This is a genomic window from Fusobacterium sp. (genome assembly GCF_032477075.1).
In the GTDB taxonomy this organism is placed as follows: Bacteria; Fusobacteriota; Fusobacteriia; order Fusobacteriales; family Fusobacteriaceae; genus Fusobacterium_A.
The window spans coordinates 1-18,756 of the sequence record NZ_JAWDXO010000035.1 but is presented as its reverse complement, the minus strand read 5'-3'; the positions used below and the strand labels follow the sequence as shown (position 1 = coordinate 18,756).

Annotated in this window: 12 protein-coding genes and 1 pseudogene; 11 read left to right on the top strand and 2 right to left on the bottom strand. The window is 29.1% G+C overall.

Annotated features, from left to right (window positions below; genetic code table 11):
• Positions 1-393: 393 nt before the first annotated feature.
• The 11 genes from E6771_RS12795 to E6771_RS12745 all read left to right on the top strand — a co-directional run bounded on the left by E6771_RS12795 (position 394) and on the right by E6771_RS12745 (position 17,047).
• Complete coding sequence (locus E6771_RS12795) at positions 394-1,839, top strand: HD domain-containing protein (RefSeq protein ID WP_316091729.1); 1,446 nt, start codon at positions 394-396, stop codon at positions 1,837-1,839.
• A 746-nt stretch (positions 1,840-2,585) separates the two neighbouring features.
• The gene (locus E6771_RS12790; RefSeq protein ID WP_316091728.1) at positions 2,586-3,827 is read left to right on the top strand and encodes a cytochrome c biogenesis protein/redoxin; all 1,242 of its coding nucleotides are present in this window, start codon (positions 2,586-2,588) and stop codon (positions 3,825-3,827) included.
• A gap of 81 nt (positions 3,828-3,908) precedes the next feature.
• A complete protein-coding gene (locus E6771_RS12785; protein ID WP_316091726.1) occupies positions 3,909-4,508 on the top strand; it encodes a nitroreductase family protein in 600 nt (199 codons plus the stop codon).
• 111 nt (positions 4,509-4,619) lie between these two features.
• A complete protein-coding gene (locus E6771_RS12780) occupies positions 4,620-6,383 on the top strand; it encodes a flavocytochrome c (protein ID WP_316091725.1) in 1,764 nt (587 codons plus the stop codon).
• A 200-nt stretch (positions 6,384-6,583) separates the two neighbouring features.
• Positions 6,584-7,369, top strand: coding sequence for a TrmB family transcriptional regulator (locus E6771_RS12775; protein WP_316091724.1), 786 nt, complete (start codon positions 6,584-6,586; stop codon positions 7,367-7,369).
• An 11-nt stretch (positions 7,370-7,380) separates the two neighbouring features.
• Positions 7,381-8,895: a 4-alpha-glucanotransferase gene (gene malQ, locus E6771_RS12770; RefSeq protein WP_316091723.1), complete on the top strand. Its 1,515-nt coding sequence runs from the start codon at positions 7,381-7,383 to the stop codon at positions 8,893-8,895.
• Between the two features lie 14 nt (positions 8,896-8,909).
• Positions 8,910-11,291, top strand: a complete 2,382-nt coding sequence (locus tag E6771_RS12765; RefSeq protein ID WP_316091722.1) for a glycogen/starch/alpha-glucan phosphorylase — start codon at positions 8,910-8,912, stop codon at positions 11,289-11,291.
• A gap of 42 nt (positions 11,292-11,333) precedes the next feature.
• Positions 11,334-13,280 carry a 1,4-alpha-glucan branching protein GlgB gene (gene glgB / locus E6771_RS12760; RefSeq protein ID WP_316091721.1) on the top strand — a complete coding sequence of 649 codons (1,947 nt, stop codon included), beginning with the start codon at positions 11,334-11,336 and terminating at the stop codon, positions 13,278-13,280.
• Between the two features lie 27 nt (positions 13,281-13,307).
• On the top strand, positions 13,308-14,453 hold the full coding sequence (locus tag E6771_RS12755; RefSeq protein ID WP_316091720.1) for a glucose-1-phosphate adenylyltransferase: 1,146 nt from the start codon (positions 13,308-13,310) through the stop codon (positions 14,451-14,453).
• 19 nt (positions 14,454-14,472) lie between these two features.
• Complete coding sequence (gene glgD / locus E6771_RS12750; RefSeq protein WP_316091719.1) at positions 14,473-15,642, top strand: glucose-1-phosphate adenylyltransferase subunit GlgD; 1,170 nt, start codon at positions 14,473-14,475, stop codon at positions 15,640-15,642.
• A gap of 25 nt (positions 15,643-15,667) precedes the next feature.
• Complete coding sequence (locus E6771_RS12745; protein WP_316091718.1) at positions 15,668-17,047, top strand: glycogen/starch synthase; 1,380 nt, start codon at positions 15,668-15,670, stop codon at positions 17,045-17,047.
• 55 nt (positions 17,048-17,102) lie between these two features.
• On the opposite strand, the gene E6771_RS12740 is transcribed toward E6771_RS12745, so the two are convergent.
• Positions 17,103-18,596 carry an aryl-sulfate sulfotransferase gene (locus E6771_RS12740; RefSeq protein ID WP_316091717.1) on the bottom strand — a complete coding sequence of 498 codons (1,494 nt, stop codon included), beginning with the start codon at positions 18,594-18,596 and terminating at the stop codon, positions 17,103-17,105.
• A gap of 21 nt (positions 18,597-18,617) precedes the next feature.
• Positions 18,618-18,756: pseudogene (locus tag E6771_RS12735) on the bottom strand (dTDP-glucose 4,6-dehydratase); the annotation flags it as partial.

Here is an 18,756-nt window from a genome sequence, read left to right as displayed (position 1 = left end):
AATGTGAGATTACAGTAGTTTCACTGTTGCATCTCAGTAATTATAGCAGTTTAAATTCTTAATTATTGAAACTGATATGTTCAAACAATGCCAATTCTTAATAAGTTGCTTCACTGCATTAATTACAATTTTATCTTTAATTTACACAAACTTGAAATTTACTGATTTTCTTTTTTATTATAATACAATAAAAAATAGGACTCTCACAAAAGTGAAGTCCTATTTTTTAATCTATATATTAAAACATCTTGGGGAAAGATTTATAAGATAATAGTACCAAGCTATTATGTCATTTGTGTTACAAATATATATAAAACTTTTCAATATTAAATTAGCTTTTAAGAAAAAATAAAGTTATAATATATTATAAGTATAATCATAGAAAGGAGAATTATGGGAAAAAAAGTAATTAAGGATTTAATACACAGTTATATAACCATAGATACTGATGTTCAAAAAATAGTAGATACTCCATCTTTTCAGAGATTAAAAAGAATAAAACAGCTTACTTGTGAATATCTTTTCCCTTCTCTCAATCATACAAGGTATGAGCATTCTCTTGGAGTAATGAAGTTAGCCTGTGATTTTTTTGATTCTTTGAACAGAGATATGGAAGAATTTGGAATAACTAAAAATCAAATAGAAAATTATAGATTTCATATAAAATTTGCAGCTCTTTTGCATGATGTAGGCCATGCTCCCCTTTCTCATCTAGGTGAATCTTTTTATGATAAGAAAGAAATTTATGAATCATTAATAAAAAATCTAGCAAATGAAGAAGAGGCTGACAAAATATTTAAAGATAAAAAGGGAGATATAGTTGGAAGTTCCCATGAATTAATGTCATGTCTGTGTATTATAAAAAAATTAAAACCTGCTCTCATTAAAATAAATTCTGATACCAATATAGAATTAATATGCAGAATAATTATAGGAAATCTATATCCAGATGAAAGTTTATGGCTGGAAAATATTTTAATAGAAATAGTTAATTCTAAAACAATAGATGTGGATAAACTGGACTACCTAATCAGAGATAATCATATGAGTGGGTATATAGCTCCTAGAATAGATATTGAAAGACTTTTTTCATGTACTTTTATAGGAGAAGACAGAAAATTAAAATACAGTTCTAAGGCTATCCCTGCTATGCAGTCTGTTGTTGATTCCAGAGATTTACTATACCTTTGGGTGTACAATCATCATATTTCTGTTTATACAGAATTTATCATAAGGAATATTCTTGGACATTTTATGAAACTTTATGAAGAACAAAAAGAAATGTTTCCTGAGGAAATGAATAAAAAAGAGTTTTTCTCAACTGAGGCAGTAATAGATAACCTAATAATAGATGATGATATCTATTCTCATTTAAGAAAAGCATATTTAGCTTCTCTCAATAGAAAAACTACTGAATATACTTCTATTGTTATGAAGCAGCTGATGGAAAGAAAATTTTTAAAACCTCTATGGAAAACTATCTATGAATATGAATGTCTGGAAGATGAACTGGAATTAGGAAAATTAGTAACAGATAGATTGGATAAAATATTGAAAGATGATGAAAAAATTAAAAAAATAGTAGGAGAAATTGGAGAAACTTTAAAACTTAAAAAAGGTGAGATATTTATAATAACAAGATATAATAAATTCTATCATGCTGTATCTGAGGCTAAAATATATGTATCCCTCAATGGTGAGGATAAACTTCTTTCTGATCTTCTTCCACAAAAAAGTTTTAAAAGGTTTAGCAATATATCTTTTTATATATTCGGTCCAGGAGAAAAGAAGGAAGAAATTAAAAGATTATTTTTAAGAATAATAAAAGAGGAATTGTAATTTAAATAAAAAAATCTCTCTAAAATAATAGGGAGATTTTTTTTAATCTATATATTAAAACATCTTGGGGAAAGATTTATAAGATAATAATACCAACCTATTATGTCATTTATGTTACAAAGAAAAAAATAATAATTCATAATAAAATTTATTATAAACCAGATCAAAATATATCTGCTATTAATTTTGCTAATCTGTGATTATACAGCATTCTTTTTAATATTTTAACTTTTTATAGATTCATGTTATAATTAAATTGAAAGACCCTTTGGGGTACTTGTGAATAGAAAAAGCTCTGATGATCTTTGAGGGAGCTTTTCTCATATATATCAAGAGATCAGAGACTTGGTATATAGTAAATTCTATTCACAAGGAGGTACTATATGTACATCTATATCCATTCATTTTCAATTAATGGAGGAATAGCTATAGCTTTCTTCATTATTGCTTGATGGTGGTATAAGAACAAATAGTAGCCTCAGCCCTTAGGGGGTTTTTAATTTTTCTAAACTATTTTTTCTCCACCTTTCTATTAAAAATATTTAATTTTTTCTTGCAAAATCTATACAATAAGATTTAGTAACTATTTTAACAATCAACGATACTTTAAATCACATATTCCTTACATATTTACAGAATATTTTTTCATATCTATAAAGGAATTTAGTAATTTTTTACTAAATAATTAAATATATTTAATATTTATAGTATATAATAAATTCTATTTATATAATCAAGGAGGATCTATGTTTAATGACATACTTTTAACAGATAATATTAGTTTTATTTTAGTTTTTCTAGGAGGAATATTTTCCTTCTTTTCACCTTGTATTATTCCCCTTCTCCCAGTTTATATGAGCTATTTGTCTGGAAATACTGCTGCAACAGATGAAAATGGTAATATTTTTTATAATCAGAAAAAAGTATTCCTTCATACCATATTTTTTATTCTTGGTATATCCGCTGCTTTCTTTATCTTAGGACTTTCTTTTTCCAAGCTAGGAGGGTTCTTTAATACCAACAGAGTTCTATTTACAAGAATAAGTGGTATCCTTATTCTGCTTTTAGGTTTATTCCAAATAGGGCTGTTAAAAAGTAATTTTATGGAAAGGGAGCACCGAATAGGATTTGATACTAAAAAAATAAATCCATTAATTGCATTTATTATAGGATTTACTTTTAGTTTTGCATGGACACCATGTATAGGTCCAGTGTTATCTACTGTTCTTATTATGGCATCTGGAGCTAAAACTTCTTTCCTTGGAAATATGCTTATATTAATATACAGTTTAGGGTTTATTATTCCATTTTTACTTCTTGGAATATTTACCACTAAAGTATTAAATTTTTTAAAAACAAAAAAATCTTTCTTAAAATATAGTATAAAAATCAGTGGAGCTATTCTGATAATAATTGGAATCATGACTTTAAGTGGATTTAATTTCAATGTATTTGCAGTCGGACAACAGCCACAAAATCCAGACTATGCTGCAAAAACTGAAGAGCCAGATAAACCTTCTCAGGAAAAAAAACTTCCAGCTTATGATTTTCAGCTAAAAGATCAGTATGGAAATCTTCATAAGCTTTCAGATTATAAAGGAAAGGTAGTTTTTCTTAATTTCTGGGCTACATGGTGTCCTCCTTGCAGAGAAGAAATGCCCCATATAGAAGAAATCTATAAAGAATATGGATATAATAAAAATGATGTTGTCATTTTGGGAGCTGCAAGTCCAACAACTCCTGAAAATCCTTCTCCACAAGATGAATCAGAAGAGAAAATAAAAGCATTTCTTACTAAAAATAATTATACATTTCCTGTTGTATTTGATGTAAAGGGTGAAATATTCAAAAATTACTACATCAATGCTTTTCCTACTACTTTTATGATAGATAAAGAAGGAAATATAATGGGATATATTGCAGGTGGTCTTTCCAAAGAAAATATGAAAAAAATAATTGAAATGACATTAAATAACGAAGAAAAATAAGATAAAAAAAAGAAATAATAGTTTCTAATCGAATAATATAATATGAAAATTTTAAGTTGATATATTAAAAGGAGGACTATTATGAATAATAAAAGTTTTATGGATGTGTTGAAAAATAGAAGAACTATATATACTCTTTCTAAGGAAACAACTATTCCTAAAGAAAAAATAGAAGAAATAATAAAAGATGCAGTGAAACATGTTCCATCTGCATTTAATAATCAAAGTGCAAGGGTTGTAATACTCTATGGGGAAAATCATAAAAAATTATGGGAAATTGTTATGAATACTCTTCGTAAAGTAGTTCCTGCAAAAAGCTTTGAAACTACTGAAAATAAGATTAAAGGATTGGCTAATTCTTATGGAACTGTTCTTTTCTTTGATTCTACAAGAACAACAAAAGAGCTTATGGAAAAATTCCCTCTTTACAGAGATAATTTTCCTGTATGGGCTGAACAAGCAAATGGAATGTTGCAGTTTGCTATCTGGTCTCTTCTGGAAGAACAGGGATTGGGAGCAAATCTTCAACACTACAATCCACTAATTGATGATGAAGTAAAAGATGTATTTGAAATCCCGAAATCTTGGAAGCTTATAGCACAGATGCCTTTTGGAAAACCTACTGCTCTAGCACCTGGAAAAGAATTTCTTCCAATAGAAAAAAGAGTAGTTGTATTATAAATATTAACATTATGAGACGGAATATCTATTTCGTCTCTTTTTTATTGTCAAAGTATGAAATTTGAGCTATAATTATAATAGTGACTAAAATATCTTGAGGAGGATTAAATTATGAACGAAAAAAGAATTTTATCTCTTATGTTATGTGCAGTTTTGGCAGTTTCAGCTTTTGGAGTTGAATTCAAAGAAGGAACATATGTTGGAGAAGCTAAAGGGTACAGAGGTGAGGTAAAGGTAGAAGTAAAAACTTCTAAAAATAAAATTGAAGAAGTAAAAGTAATAAAAAATACCGATACTCCTATAATTTCTGAATCAGCGGCAAAAAAAGTTCCAGAACAAATAGTTAAATATCAATCTTTAAGAGTAGATGGAGTATCTGGTGCTACTGGTACAAGCCGAGCTCTTACTTTGGCAGTAAGAAATGCCCTTAAAAACTCTGGAACTGACCTTAAAGAATTAAATAAAAAACCTGTTATAGAACCTAAAAAGTTAGTTAAAGAAACTCAGAAAAAAGATGTAGTTGTAATTGGAGCTGGAGGAGCAGGTCTTGTAGCTGCTATCGAAGCTAAAAATAATGGTGCTCAAAATGTTATAGTTCTTGAAAAAATGGCTTTTGCTGGTGGAAATACTCTTATATCTGGTGGAGAATATGCTGCTCCTAATAACTGGGTACAGGTAAAAAAAGGTTTAAAAGACAGCAATGACGCTTTCTATAATGATATATTAAAAGGTGGAGATAATGAAGGAGATCCTAAACTGGTAAGAGTTTTGGCTGATAATGCTCTAAGTGGAGCTGAATGGCTAAAAGACTATATCAATATGACTTTTGAAGACAGACAGATGTTTTTTGGAGGACACTCTGTAGAAAGAAGTCTTGTACCTCAAGGTGCTACTGGTGTTGAAATGATTTCTAAACTTCTTGCTAAAGCTAAGGAATTAAATATTCCTGTATTATATGAAACTCCTGCTGTAGAACTTATAGTTGATAAGGGAAGAGTTACTGGTGTAAAAGCTCTAAGTGAAGACAAAGAATATACTTTCCTTGCTAAAGATGGAGTTATTCTAGCAAGTGGTGGATTTGGCTCTAATCTTGAAATGAGAGTAAAATATAATAAAGATGTAGATGAAAATATCCTTTCTACTAATACAGTTGGAATAACTGGTGATGGAATAACTATGTCTGAAAAAATAGGTGCACAGCTTGAAGATATGCCTTTCATCCAAACTTATCCTACATGTGATCCTATAAGTGGGGCTCTTCTTTATTTTGGAGATGTGAGACTTGTTGGTGGAAGTATTCTTGTCAATCAAGAAGGAAAACGTTTTGTTGAAGAATTAGAAAGAAGAGATGTTATCTCTATGGCAATAAAAAATCAAACTGGAAATGCTGCTTACCAATTCTGTGATGAAGCACAGGTAAAATTAAGCGGAGTAGCTGAACATCATGAAGATGAAATGAATTACCTTTTTAATAATAAGCTTTTAGTAAAAGCTGATACTATAAAAGAAGCTGCTGATTTCTTTGGAATAGATGCTGTTGAACTTGAAAAAACTGTTGAGAAATATAATCAATATGCTAAAGATGGAAAAGATCTTGAATTTAATAAGAGAGGAAAACTTACTCCATTTGAAGCAAAAGGACCTTTTTATATCATGAAAGCTGTTCCTGCTGTACATCATACAATGGGCGGAGTAAAAATTGATGAAAATGCAAGAGTTATAAATACTAAAGGAGAAATCATAAAAGGACTTTATGGAGCTGGTGAAGTTACTGGTGATATTCATGGAACTAATCGTTTAGGTAGTGATGCAATTGCTGATATTACAGTATTTGGAAGAATAGCTGGACAAAATGTAGTAAAAGATAATAAATAATAATTCAATATAAATAATTAAGAATGACTGAAAAATAAAAGTCATTCTTTTTTTATTTAATTTATTTTTTTAAATATTTTTAAGAAAAATAGATTTTTTTACTACAATCGCTATTGATATTATATGTTTTATAAAGTATAATTAAAGTGAGAATAGTAGTACAATTATGTACTACTTAAAATCTAAGGGGGGAGAAAATTATGCAGGATGTGATAGACAAACTTAAGAATTTTGGCTTCACCAAAACAGAAGCAATAGTCTATATAGCCTTGCTTAAATCAGGAAAAACAAATGGTTATAAGCTAGCAAAGGAACTAAATCTCTCAAGATCTACTGTGTACCAATCTTTAGAGTCTTTATATAAAAATGGATATATTTTTATGATTCCTAATGAAAGTAAAGAATATGAAGCAAAAGAGCCTGAAATAATTTTTGATGAAATAGAAAAAAAATTTCATAAAAATGCTGAAAGTATAAAGTTACATCTTAAAAATATTGAAAGACCTTTAAAAAAGGACTATTATCTAAGAATAGAAGGATATGAAAATATTCTTCATACTCTTCACAGTATAATAAAAGAGGCAGAAAAGGAAATATACTTAAATACAGATTTTGATTTAGAAATAATGAAGGCTGATTTAAAAGAAGCTGCTGAAAGGGGAGTAAGAATTATAATATTTTCTTTTAATAAATTAGAAGATATTGGAAAAGAAATTGAATATTATCATAAAACTGAAGTAAAAGAAACTTATAAAAATCCAAAGAGAATAATGATGGTAACTGATCTCTCTACAAGTTTTGTGGTGACTAATACTGGTAATAAAATGATAGCTGCTCTTACAGATAATGAAGTTTATGTACAGATAATTTCAGAACATATACACAGTGATATCTATATGGCAAGATTAGCTGAAATATATGAAAAATCTTTTGAAAAAAAAATCAGTATAAACAGTCTTCATGAAAAGAAAAACTTTATTCAATAATAGGGGGAAAAATGTTTAAAAGAAGCAGTGGTATATTGATGCATATAACTTCTCTTCCAAGTGAATATGGAATAGGAGATTTTGGAAAAAAAGCATATGAATTTGTAGATTTTCTGGAAAGATCTGAGCAGAAATTATGGCAGATACTTCCTATGGGACCTACAGGATATGGTGATTCACCATATCAGTCTTTCTCAGCTTTTGCAGGTAATCCTTATTTTATAGATTTAGAAGAATTTATAGAACTTGGATATATAGATGATAAAGACCTCTTACCTTTAAGAGAAATAAATTATGAAAATAATCTTGACTATGAACAGGTAAATGAAAGAAAAACTAAACTTTTAAAAAATATTTTTGAAATTTTCTTGAAAAAAATTGAAAAAAATGGTGAAATAGAGGAAGAGTTAAAAAGATTTAAAGAAAAAAATGCTTATTGGTTAGACAATTATGTTTTATATATGGCATTGAAGGAAAAATTTTCTGGAAAGTCATGGCAAAACTGGCCTAAATGTTATAAATATAGAAATTTAAAAAAAATTGAAAAAAATGATGAAAATTTGAAAAAAAATATGGATTATTTTTCTTTTGTGCAATATACTTTCTATAAACAATGGTTTAGATTAAAATCTTATGCAAATTCCAAAGGAATAAGCATAATTGGAGATATTCCTATTTTTGTAGCAACAGACAGTGCTGATACTTGGAGTGAATCAAAAATATTCCAATTTGACAAATATAAAAAACCAAAAAGAGTATCAGGATGTCCTCCAGACTATTTCAGTAAAGATGGTCAATTATGGGGAAATGTCCTATATGACTGGAAATATCTTAAAAAAACAAATTATCACTGGTGGATAAAAAGGATAGCTTACTGTTTTGAAATATATGATATTATCAGAATAGATCATTTCAGAGGTTTTGAAGCCTACTGGAGTATTCCAGCAAGAGATACTACTGCTGTAAGAGGGCATTGGGAAAAAGGTCCTGGAATGGATTTCTTTAGAACAATTGGAAGAAGATTAGGAAAGCTTCCAATAATTGCTGAAGATTTAGGACTTCTTACTGAAAAAGTAAAAAAACTTTTAAAAAGAAGTGGTTTTCCTGGAATGAAAGTTCTTGAGTTTGCTTTTGATTCAGAGGACAGTGATTATCTGCCACATAAGTATGAAGAAAATTGTGTAGCTTACACTGGAACCCATGATAATAATACTGTGGTTGGATGGTATGAAACTATACCTCTTGCAACTAAACATTATTGTGATGAATATCTGAAAAATTATCTTAACAAATTTGGAAGTGATTACTGGTTACCTATTAATCTTAGGTTTATTGATGCAATATGGGCATCAAAAGCCAATATAGCTATAGCTCAAATGCAGGACTTTATTGGTTTAGGAGAAGAAGGAAGAATGAATACTCCATCTACATTAGGAAAAAACTGGAAATGGAGACTCAATGAAAAATATATTACAGATGAATTATGCAATAATATAAAAATAACAACTAGAAAATTCAAAAGATAATAAAGGGAGAAAATATGAAAATTGAAAAACATGAGTTAAAGAAACAAATTGAAAAACATGTAAAAATAAGTTTTGGTAAGGATATAGCTGAGGCTAATGAATTTGAAATCTATAGAGCCTTAGGACAAGCTGTTATGGAAGAAATTGCTGAAGACTGGTATGAGACAAAAAAGCTTTATTCTCAAAAAAAACAAGCTTTTTATCTTTCAGCAGAATTCCTTATGGGAAGAGCATTAGGAAATAACCTTATTAATCTTGGATTATTAGGTGAAGTCAAGGAAGTATTAGCAGAATATGGTATTGATTATAATAAAATAGAGGATGAAGAAGAGGATTCTGCTTTAGGAAATGGTGGATTAGGAAGACTTGCTGCATGTTTTTTAGATTCTCTTGCTACTCTTAATCTTCCTGGTCAAGGGTATGGTATAAGGTATAGAAATGGTATCTTTAACCAATCATTTAAAGATGGATATCAGGTAGAAAAACCTGAAACTTGGCTTAAATATGGAGATGTATGGTCTGTTGAAAGGCCAGCTGATGAGGTTATTGTAAGTTTTGGAGATGAAAATGTAAGAGCTGTTCCATTTGATATGCCAATAATAGGCTATGGAACTAAAAATATAAATACCTTAAGACTTTGGGAAGCTCACTCTATAGTAGATCTTGATCTTGGAAAATTTAATCAACAAGATTATCTTCATGCCACTCAGGAAAAAACTAGAGCAGAAGATATATCAAGAGTTCTTTATCCAAATGACTCAACAGATGAAGGAAAAAAATTAAGATTAAAACAGCAATACTTCTTTGTATCTGCATCATTACAAGATATTTTAAGAAAATTTAAAAAAATACATGGAAGAAATTTTGATAAATTTGCTGAATTTACAGCTATTCAATTAAATGATACCCATCCTGTTATTGCTATTCCAGAATTGATGAGATTACTTTTAGATGTTGAAGGAGTATCTTGGGAAAAAGCTTGGGAAATAGTTGAAAAAACTTTCTCATATACTAATCATACTATATTGGCAGAAGCACTTGAAAAATGGTGGGTTGGTTTATATGAACAAGTTGTTCCAAGAGTATATCAAATAACTCAAGGAATAAATGAACAATTAAAAGGATTTCTCGCTGAAAAATTTCCTAATGATCCAGCTAGACAAGGAAGAATGTCAATTATACAAGGAAACATGATACACATGGCATGGCTTGCTATATATGGAAGTCATACAATAAATGGTGTTGCTGCTCTTCATACAGAAATTCTCAAAAATAAAGAATTAAAAGATTGGTATGAAATATATCCAGAAAGATTCCAAAATAAAACTAATGGAATAACACAAAGAAGATGGCTTCTTCAATCAAATCCACAGTTGGCAAAACTAATAACTGAACTCCTTGGAGATGAATGGATTACCGATCTAAGCCAGTTAAAAAGATTGGAAAAATACATTGAAGATGAAGGAATTTTAAAAAGAATTTTAGAAATAAAACATGAGAAAAAAATAGAATTAGTTAACTATTTAAGAGAAACTCAAGGAATAGAAATTAATCCAAATTCTATATTTGATATGCAGATAAAAAGACTTCATGAATATAAAAGACAGCTTTTAAATATATTCCATGTTATAGGTTTATATCATAAATTAAAATTAAATCCATCTATGGAATTTTATCCAGTTACTTATATCTATGGAGCAAAGGCTGCCCCAGGGTATCTCATGGCTAAAGGTATAATAAGACTTATCAATGAAGTTGCTCAAGTTGTAAATAGAGACCCTGATGTAAATGGAAAATTAAAAATAGTATTTGTTGAAAACTATAGAGTATCAGTAGCTGAAAAATTATTTCCAGCAGCAGATATTTCTGAACAAATATCTACAGCAGGAAAAGAAGCTTCTGGAACTGGAAACATGAAATTTATGCTGAATGGTGCTTTAACTATTGGAACTTTAGATGGAGCTAATGTGGAAATAGTAGAAGAAGCTGGAATAGAAAATAATTATATTTTTGGGTTAAAGGTCAATGAAATTGAAGAAATGAGATCTAAAGGTTATGATCCTCATGTTCCATATAATGATGTTCAGGGATTGAAAAGAATAGTTGATTCACTAATTGATGGAACTTTCAATGACCTTGGTACAGGAATTTATGGAAATATTCATAGATCTCTTATGGAAAATGCTCCATGGCAGCAGGCAGATCAATATTTTGTATTGGAAGATTTTGAAGCATATAGAAAAGCTCAAAAAACAATTAATAAAGAATATAGAGACAGAATGGGATGGGCTAAAAAACAGCTTATGAACATTGCAAATGCAGGAAAATTCTCATCTGACAGAACTATAAAAGAATATGCAGATGAAATATGGCATATAGAACCAGCTAAATTATAGGCTGGTTCTATAACACCTTTGCTATCAAGGAGGTATAGTTTCATGGAGCACGAATTAGATGTGTACCTTTTTCACAGAGGAGAACACAGAGAAGCTTATAACTATATGGGAGCTCATTTAACTAAAAATTCAGTTATATTTAGGGTATGGGCACCTCATGCCAAGTCAATTGCTGTTGTTGGAGACTTTAATGGCTGGAATGGCAATGAACATATGATGAAAAGAATAAATAATGAAGGAATATGGGAACTTGAAATACAAGATATTAAAAAATTAGAAAAATATAAATATAAAATAGAAAGTGCTGATGGAAGGATAGAAATGAAGGCTGACCCTTATGCTTTTTTTTCTGAAATGAGACCTAATACAGCATCAGTTGTTTATGATATCCCAAAATTCAAATGGGCAGATAAAAGATGGTTAAACAAGAGAACTACTGGTTTGGATAAACCTATCAATATATATGAAGTTCATTTAGGTTCATGGAAAAGAGGTATCCATGGAGAATGGTTAAATTATAGAGATTCTGCTATTATGCTTGCTGAGTATCTTAAAGAAATGAACTATACTCATATTGAAATAATGCCTATAAATGAATATCCACTTGATGCTTCTTGGGGATATCAGGCTACTGGATATTATTCAGTTACAAGTAGATATGGAACTCCTGAAGATTTTATGTTTCTTGTAAATCTTATGCATAAAAATAATATTGGAGTTATTTTAGATTGGGTACCAGGACACTTCTGCAAGGATGCTCACGGGCTCTACAGATTTGATGGAACTCCCACTTATGAATATCTGGATTCAAGAATTGGTGAAAATAAAGAGTGGGGAACTTGTAATTTTGATGTTACAAGAAATGAGGTGAAAAGCTTTTTAATATCTAATCTGACTTACTGGTTCAAAGAATTTCATATAGATGGTATAAGAATGGATGCTGTAGCTAATATGCTCTACCTTTCATATGGAAAAGATGGTGAAGACGATTTAAGAAACAAATATGGAGGAAAAGAAAACTTAGGTGCAGTAGACTTCTTTAAAGAGCTGAATTCTGTTATACATGATGACTTTCCAGATATTCTTGTAATTGCAGAAGACTCAACTGCCTGGCCTAATGTTACAAAGCATCCTATTGATGGAGGACTTGGATTTGACAGTAAATGGAATATGGGATGGATGAATGATACTCTTAAATACTTTAGCATAGATCCTATATTCAGATACCAACATCATGGAAAATTGACTTTCTCATTTATGTATGCTTTTTCTGAAAACTATGTACTCCCTTTATCCCATGATGAAGTAGTACATGGAAAAAAATCAATAATTGAAAAAATGCCTGGATATCATGAAGATAAGTTAGCTCATACAAGAGCTCTTTATTCTTATCAAATGGCTCATCCTGGTAAAAAATTAAATTTCATGGGTAATGAATTTGCTCATGGGCTCGAATGGAGATTTTATGAATCTCTTGAATGGCACTTATTAGACCAGAATAATGGAAATAAAGAAGTTCAGGCTTATGTAAAAGCTTTAAATACACTTTATCTTGAAGATAAATCTTTATGGGAAGACAGCTGGGATACTTTTGAATGGATAGAACATGAAAATTATACTGAAAATATGCTTGCTTTTCTAAGAAAAACTAAAGATTTCAAAGAACATTTAATTGTAGTTTTTAACTTTTCTGGTGAAGACAAAAATAAGTACAAAATTGGTATACCAGAAAATAAAGTATATAATGTCATCCTAAACAGTGATGACAAAAAATTTGGTGGGAAGGGAAGTACTAAAAAGAAAAAATACAAACCTATTGATAAAAGCTGGAACTATAGAGAGCAGCATATAGAATTAGATATCCCTAGAAACACAGTAATTTTTTTGAAAACTGAAAAGGTTGAAAAGAAAAAAGGAGGAGTAAAGGGAAAGGAAATTGAAAAAACTGTAACAAAATCATCAACTAAGAATAAAAAGTTAACCAAATAGTATTACATCAAATATTAGGAGGAAGTTATGGAAAAAAAACAAATAATAGCTATGATACTGGCTGGAGGACAAGGAAGCCGTTTATTAGATTTAACTGAAAAAATAGCTAAACCTGGAGTTCCATTTGGTGGGAAATATAGAATCATAGATTTTACTTTAAGTAATTGTTCTAACTCTGGAATAGATACAGTAGGAGTACTTACTCAATATGAACCTCATATCCTTAATGACCATATTGGAAGAGGATCTCCTTGGGACTTAGATAGAATGGGTGGAGGAGTAACTGTATTACAGCCTCATACTAAAAAGAATGATGAAGGTGGATGGTACAAAGGAACTGCCAATGCTATTTATCAAAATATTCAATTCGTAGACAAATATGATCCTGAAAATGTTTTAATTCTATCAGGAGATCATATATACAAGATGGACTATGAAAAAATGCTTAAATTTCATAAAGAAAAAGATGCAGATGCTACTATTGGAGTATTCAATGTTCCAATGAAAGATGCACCTAGTTTTGGTATTATGAATGCCAATGAAGATTATTCAATATATGAGTTTGAAGAAAAACCAAAACAACCAAAAAGTACTCTTGCTTCAATGGGTATCTATATTTTCAAGTGGAGTGTATTAAAAGAATATCTCCTTGAAGATGAAAAAGATCCTACATCAAGTAATGACTTTGGTAAAAATATAATCCCTAATCTATTAAATGACCAAAAAAGATTATTTGCATACCCATTTGAAGGATACTGGAAAGATGTTGGAACTATTGAAAGTTTCTGGGATGCTCATATGGATCTTTTAAAACCTGATAATAAACTGAATATATTTGATAAAGACTGGAAAATAAATACTCGCCAAGGAGTTTATCCTCCTCTGTATGTAAGTAATGATGCTGTAATTGTTACTTCATTAGTTGATAAGGGATGTGAAATAGAAGGTGAAGTTAAGAATTCTGTTATTTTCCCTGGTGTAAAAATTGGAAAAAATAGTAAGGTCATCAATTCTGTAATAATGCAAGATACAGTTATTGAAGAAAATGTCATCATAAACAAAGCAATCATAGCTGATGAAGTAGTTATTAAAAAGAATACAGTTATTGGAGATGATACTGAAATTGCTGTTATTGGTCATGGAAGAATAATAAAAAGTGAAGTTATAAAATAAGCTTATAAGGGAGGACTTTATGCTAAATAATTATATGGCTATAATCTTTTTAGCCGAATCTCTAGATAATATCAGATCTCTTACTAAAATGAGACCTCTGGCATCTGTTCCAGTAGGTGGAACTTATAGAATAATAGATTTTGCTTTATCAAATTTGGTTAATGCTGGAATAAGAAATGTTGGCATTTTTGGTGGAAATGATGATATGAATTCACTTACTGACCATATTGGAAGAGGTACAGAATGGGATTTAGATAGAAAAAAAGATGGTATATTTATTTTCAAACAAATGGCTGATTCAACTTATTCAACTAATATAAAAAGAGTTAAAAAAAATATGGAGTACTTCTTCCGCAGTAAACAACAAAATGTAGTTGTACTAAGTTCTCATATGGTATGTAATATTGATATTACTGATGTCGTAAGAAAACATGAAGAAAGTGGAAAAGATGTTACTCTAGTATATAAAAAAGTAGATAATGCAAATGAAAGATTTGATAATTGTGATAGTGTAAAAGTTGAGGAAAATGGAAAAATATTAGGAATAGGACAAAATCTTTTCTTTAAAAAAGATGAAAATATTTCTATGGAAGTTTTTATTATAAAAAAAGAACTTCTAATAAAATTAATATGTGATGGAATTCAAGATGGAGCTTATTATACAGTTAAAGATCTTATTTCTAGAAATATAGGAAGATTAAGTATAAATGGATATGAATTTAAAGGATATTTAGCCTGCATAAATTCAACAAAAGAGTATTTTGATTTTAATATGGATCTTTTAAACAAAGAAACTAGAGATGATATATTTAATAAAGATGGAAGAAAAGTATATACTAAAACAAAGGATACCCCTCCATCAATGTTTAAAGAAAAAGCTGAAGTAGTAAATTCAGTTATAGCTAATGGCTGTATTTTAGGTGGAAAAATTAAGAATTCTATCCTAGCAAGAGGAGCTACAGTTGAAGAGGGAGCTATAGTTGAGAATTGTATTCTTTTACAGGACTGTGTTGTTAAATCTGGAGCTGTATTAAAAAATATCATTGTAGATAAAAATAATGTGATCAAATGTAATGAAAGACTAAGTGCTTCTAGAAATTACCCTCTAGTTATTGAAAAGAGCATCAAATGGGATAAAGAACACTACAGAGATCTTTTAGAATATCTAAAAGGAAAGGGTAGAGAATAGTTCTTTATAAAAAGGAGTGATGAAGATGAAAGTACTTTTTGCAGCAGGAGAGGCTTGGCCTTTTGTCAAAACAGGAGGACTTGGTGATGTAGCTTACTCATTGCCAAAAGCATTAAAAAAAGAAAAAGTAGATATAAGAGTAATATTACCTAAATATAGTGCTATTCCTGATAAATACAAGGAAATAATGGAGCACTTAGGAGATAAACAGATATGGGTGGCTCATCATAATGAATATGTAGGAATAGATTATTGTGAACTTGATGGCATTACTTATTATTTTGTCGATAATGAAAGATATTTTAACAGAAATAGAGTCTATGGAGAAGTTGATGACTGTGAAAGATTTGCATTCTTTGCAAAAGCTATTATAGAAACTTTCTATATCACAGGATTTGAACCAGATATAATTCATTGTAATGACTGGCATACTGGACTAGTTCCTATCTACCTTAAAGAAAGAGGAATGAATGATATAAGAACTATTTTCACTATTCACAATTTAAGATTTCAAGGTTTCTTCTATAATGATGTAATAGAAAAAACTTTAGAAATAGATAGAGGAAGATACTTTGTTGAAGATGGAATTAAATATTATGATATGATATCTTTCTTAAAAGGAGGAGTTGTATATTCTGACTATATCACGACTGTAAGTGATTCATATGCTGAAGAAATAAAAACTCCTGAGCTTGGTGAAGGACTAGATGGATTATTTAGAAAATTTGATTATAAATTAAAAGGTATAGTTAATGGAATAGATGGAACTGTATATAAACTTCCTAGAAAAGGAAAGAAAAGACTCAAATCTGAGCTTCAAGAAAGACTTGGTCTTAATCAGGACCCTAGTACTCCTTTAGTTTCTATTATTACAAGATTAGACAGGCAAAAAGGAATTGATTTAATTATAGACAGCTTTGACAGATTAATGAAATTAGGAATTCAATTTGTCCTTCTTGGAAATGGAGAACCTAAATATGAAGATTTCTTTAAATGGAAAGAAAGACAGTATCCTGGAAGAGTCTGTTCATATATTGGATTTAATCAGCCTTTATCTATGGAGATATATAGTGGAGCAGATATGTTCCTTATGCCTTCTATTTTTGAACCTTGTGGTCTTTCTCAAATGATTGCTATGAGATATAGCTGTGTTCCTATCGTGAGAGAAACAGGGGGATTAAAAGATACAGTCACTCCTTATAATGAATATACTGAGGAAGGAGATGGATTTGGCTTTAAAAATATAAGCAGTGATGAATTATATAAAACTTTAGAATATGCAATTTCTATTTATAAAGATAAAGATAAATGGGAAAAAATTGTAAAAAGTGCTAAAGCTAGAGATAATAACTGGAATACATCTGCTAAAAAATATATTTCACTTTATAATGAGATTATAAAATAAAACATAAATTAATGAAGTGCACTTTCAAACTTACAAAGTGCACTTCATTATATATTTATTTTATTTTAGTAATTCTGTAAGTTGTCATATTTCCATGAAAAATTAACTCAAATGTCTTCTTATTTGTAGAAAAATCTATTTCTGTCATATTCTCTCTTTTACTAAAATCTCCCATTCCCCATCCTATAATAAAAACATCTTTTTTATCATCTAATTTATCAGTTGAGCCACAAGCAGGAGAAAAATAGTCATTTAAATAAAAATCTTTATAATTTAAAACTTTTTTATTTTTCTCATCTATTTTTATTTCTAAAACTCTTGATTTTTCTTTTAAATTTCCATTGTCAAAAAGTGTTATACTTCCATCTTTAATAACTCTTGCATAGTGTTGCCTTGAAAATTTTTGTTCTTCGGTTAATCCAAACTGATCACCTTTACCACCAAGTATCCATAGTATCTTACCAGTACCTCGTTCTATCTTTAAAATTGAATCTATATTTCTAAAAGAACATATTAAATTTCCATCTTTAGGATCTATAGTTACTGAATTAAAGTGAATATAATCTGCCCATTTACTTGTAGAATTTTTAAAATCATTCCCTTCTACACTTAATTTATATAATTCTGGATGTTCTGTACTATCCCATTGCCATATCACTTTTCCATCTTTTACTTCTTGTAAAATAGAAGCTATTACTCTAGAACCATTATGATTCTCAATAAGATCTTTATCAACATTATTTACTATTTTGCCAAAATATGCAGCTGTGATATAATGATCATCATCTATAATTAGACTATCATGGCTTTCCAAAGGAAAGTTTTCTGGTATTTCTTTAAATTGTTTTGAAGTTATTTCATCAATAATATCATAATTTTCATCCATTATTATCAGCTTTGTTGGACCATAACCTACTCCTTCATAAGAATAAGCATTTTCATCTTGTAAAAAATAACTATATCTTATTTGATTATTCTTCAATTTTGTTTTTTTAAAGTCTGATATTGTTGAAGTATGCTTTTTATAATATAAAATTTCTCCCTTAGAATTCATTTTATAAATAAACATTGAATCTTTTTTTCCTATATTATTATTATCAGAGATAAAATCTCCATAATAATCTCCAGGATATTGACTTTCTCCTGTCACAGTATACTTTGGAAACTTTTCATGAAGAGTATTTATATGACAAATTGATTTTAAATTATTCCTTTTATTCAATATTTCTATTGGTATTTTTATTTCTCTTGCAATTTTCTTTATTTTTATTTTAGCTTTATCTTTCAAAATATTTCCTAAAATTTTTATTTCTATTTCTTCAGGAACATATTCAATTTCAAACTCTATAGGAACTTCTGAATTTAATTCATTTATATTATAAACCTTATTTAATGAAAATGTGTCTATCAAAATCTTTTGCTTATTGATTTTTAATATTATTGGAGTATTTAATTCTATATTTTTTATTTCATTTCCTTTTAAAACTATTTTATTTAATGAAAATATTATTAGAAATACTACCATTAAATTACTAAAACTTTTCCCCATATTTTTCTCCTAGATTATATTTTACTTATTTATGATTTCTTTTATCCATTCCTGATTATCTAGATACCATCTTATTGTTTTTTCTATCCCTTCATCAAATGATGTCTCTGGATACCAGCCTAATTCTGTTACTATCTTCTCTGGGTCTATTGCATATCTT

What these genes read in the sequence shown, in the direction of transcription:
- E6771_RS12745 (WP_316091718.1), top strand. Translation starts at nt 15,668, where the DNA reads ATGAAAGTACTTTTTGCAGCAGGAGAGGCTTGGCCTTTTGTCAAAACA.
- glgB (WP_316091721.1), top strand. Translation starts at nt 11,334, where the DNA reads ATGGAGCACGAATTAGATGTGTACCTTTTTCACAGAGGAGAACACAGA.
- E6771_RS12785 (WP_316091726.1), top strand. Translation starts at nt 3,909, where the DNA reads ATGAATAATAAAAGTTTTATGGATGTGTTGAAAAATAGAAGAACTATA.
- E6771_RS12790 (WP_316091728.1), top strand. Translation starts at nt 2,586, where the DNA reads ATGTTTAATGACATACTTTTAACAGATAATATTAGTTTTATTTTAGTT.
- E6771_RS12795 (WP_316091729.1), top strand. Translation starts at nt 394, where the DNA reads ATGGGAAAAAAAGTAATTAAGGATTTAATACACAGTTATATAACCATA.
- E6771_RS12775 (WP_316091724.1), top strand. Translation starts at nt 6,584, where the DNA reads ATGCAGGATGTGATAGACAAACTTAAGAATTTTGGCTTCACCAAAACA.
- E6771_RS12755 (WP_316091720.1), top strand. Translation starts at nt 13,308, where the DNA reads ATGGAAAAAAAACAAATAATAGCTATGATACTGGCTGGAGGACAAGGA.
- E6771_RS12765 (WP_316091722.1), top strand. Translation starts at nt 8,910, where the DNA reads ATGAAAATTGAAAAACATGAGTTAAAGAAACAAATTGAAAAACATGTA.
- E6771_RS12780 (WP_316091725.1), top strand. Translation starts at nt 4,620, where the DNA reads ATGAACGAAAAAAGAATTTTATCTCTTATGTTATGTGCAGTTTTGGCA.
- glgD (WP_316091719.1), top strand. Translation starts at nt 14,473, where the DNA reads ATGCTAAATAATTATATGGCTATAATCTTTTTAGCCGAATCTCTAGAT.
- E6771_RS12740 (WP_316091717.1), bottom strand. Translation starts at nt 18,596, where the DNA reads ATGGGGAAAAGTTTTAGTAATTTAATGGTAGTATTTCTAATAATATTT.
- malQ (WP_316091723.1), top strand. Translation starts at nt 7,381, where the DNA reads ATGTTTAAAAGAAGCAGTGGTATATTGATGCATATAACTTCTCTTCCA.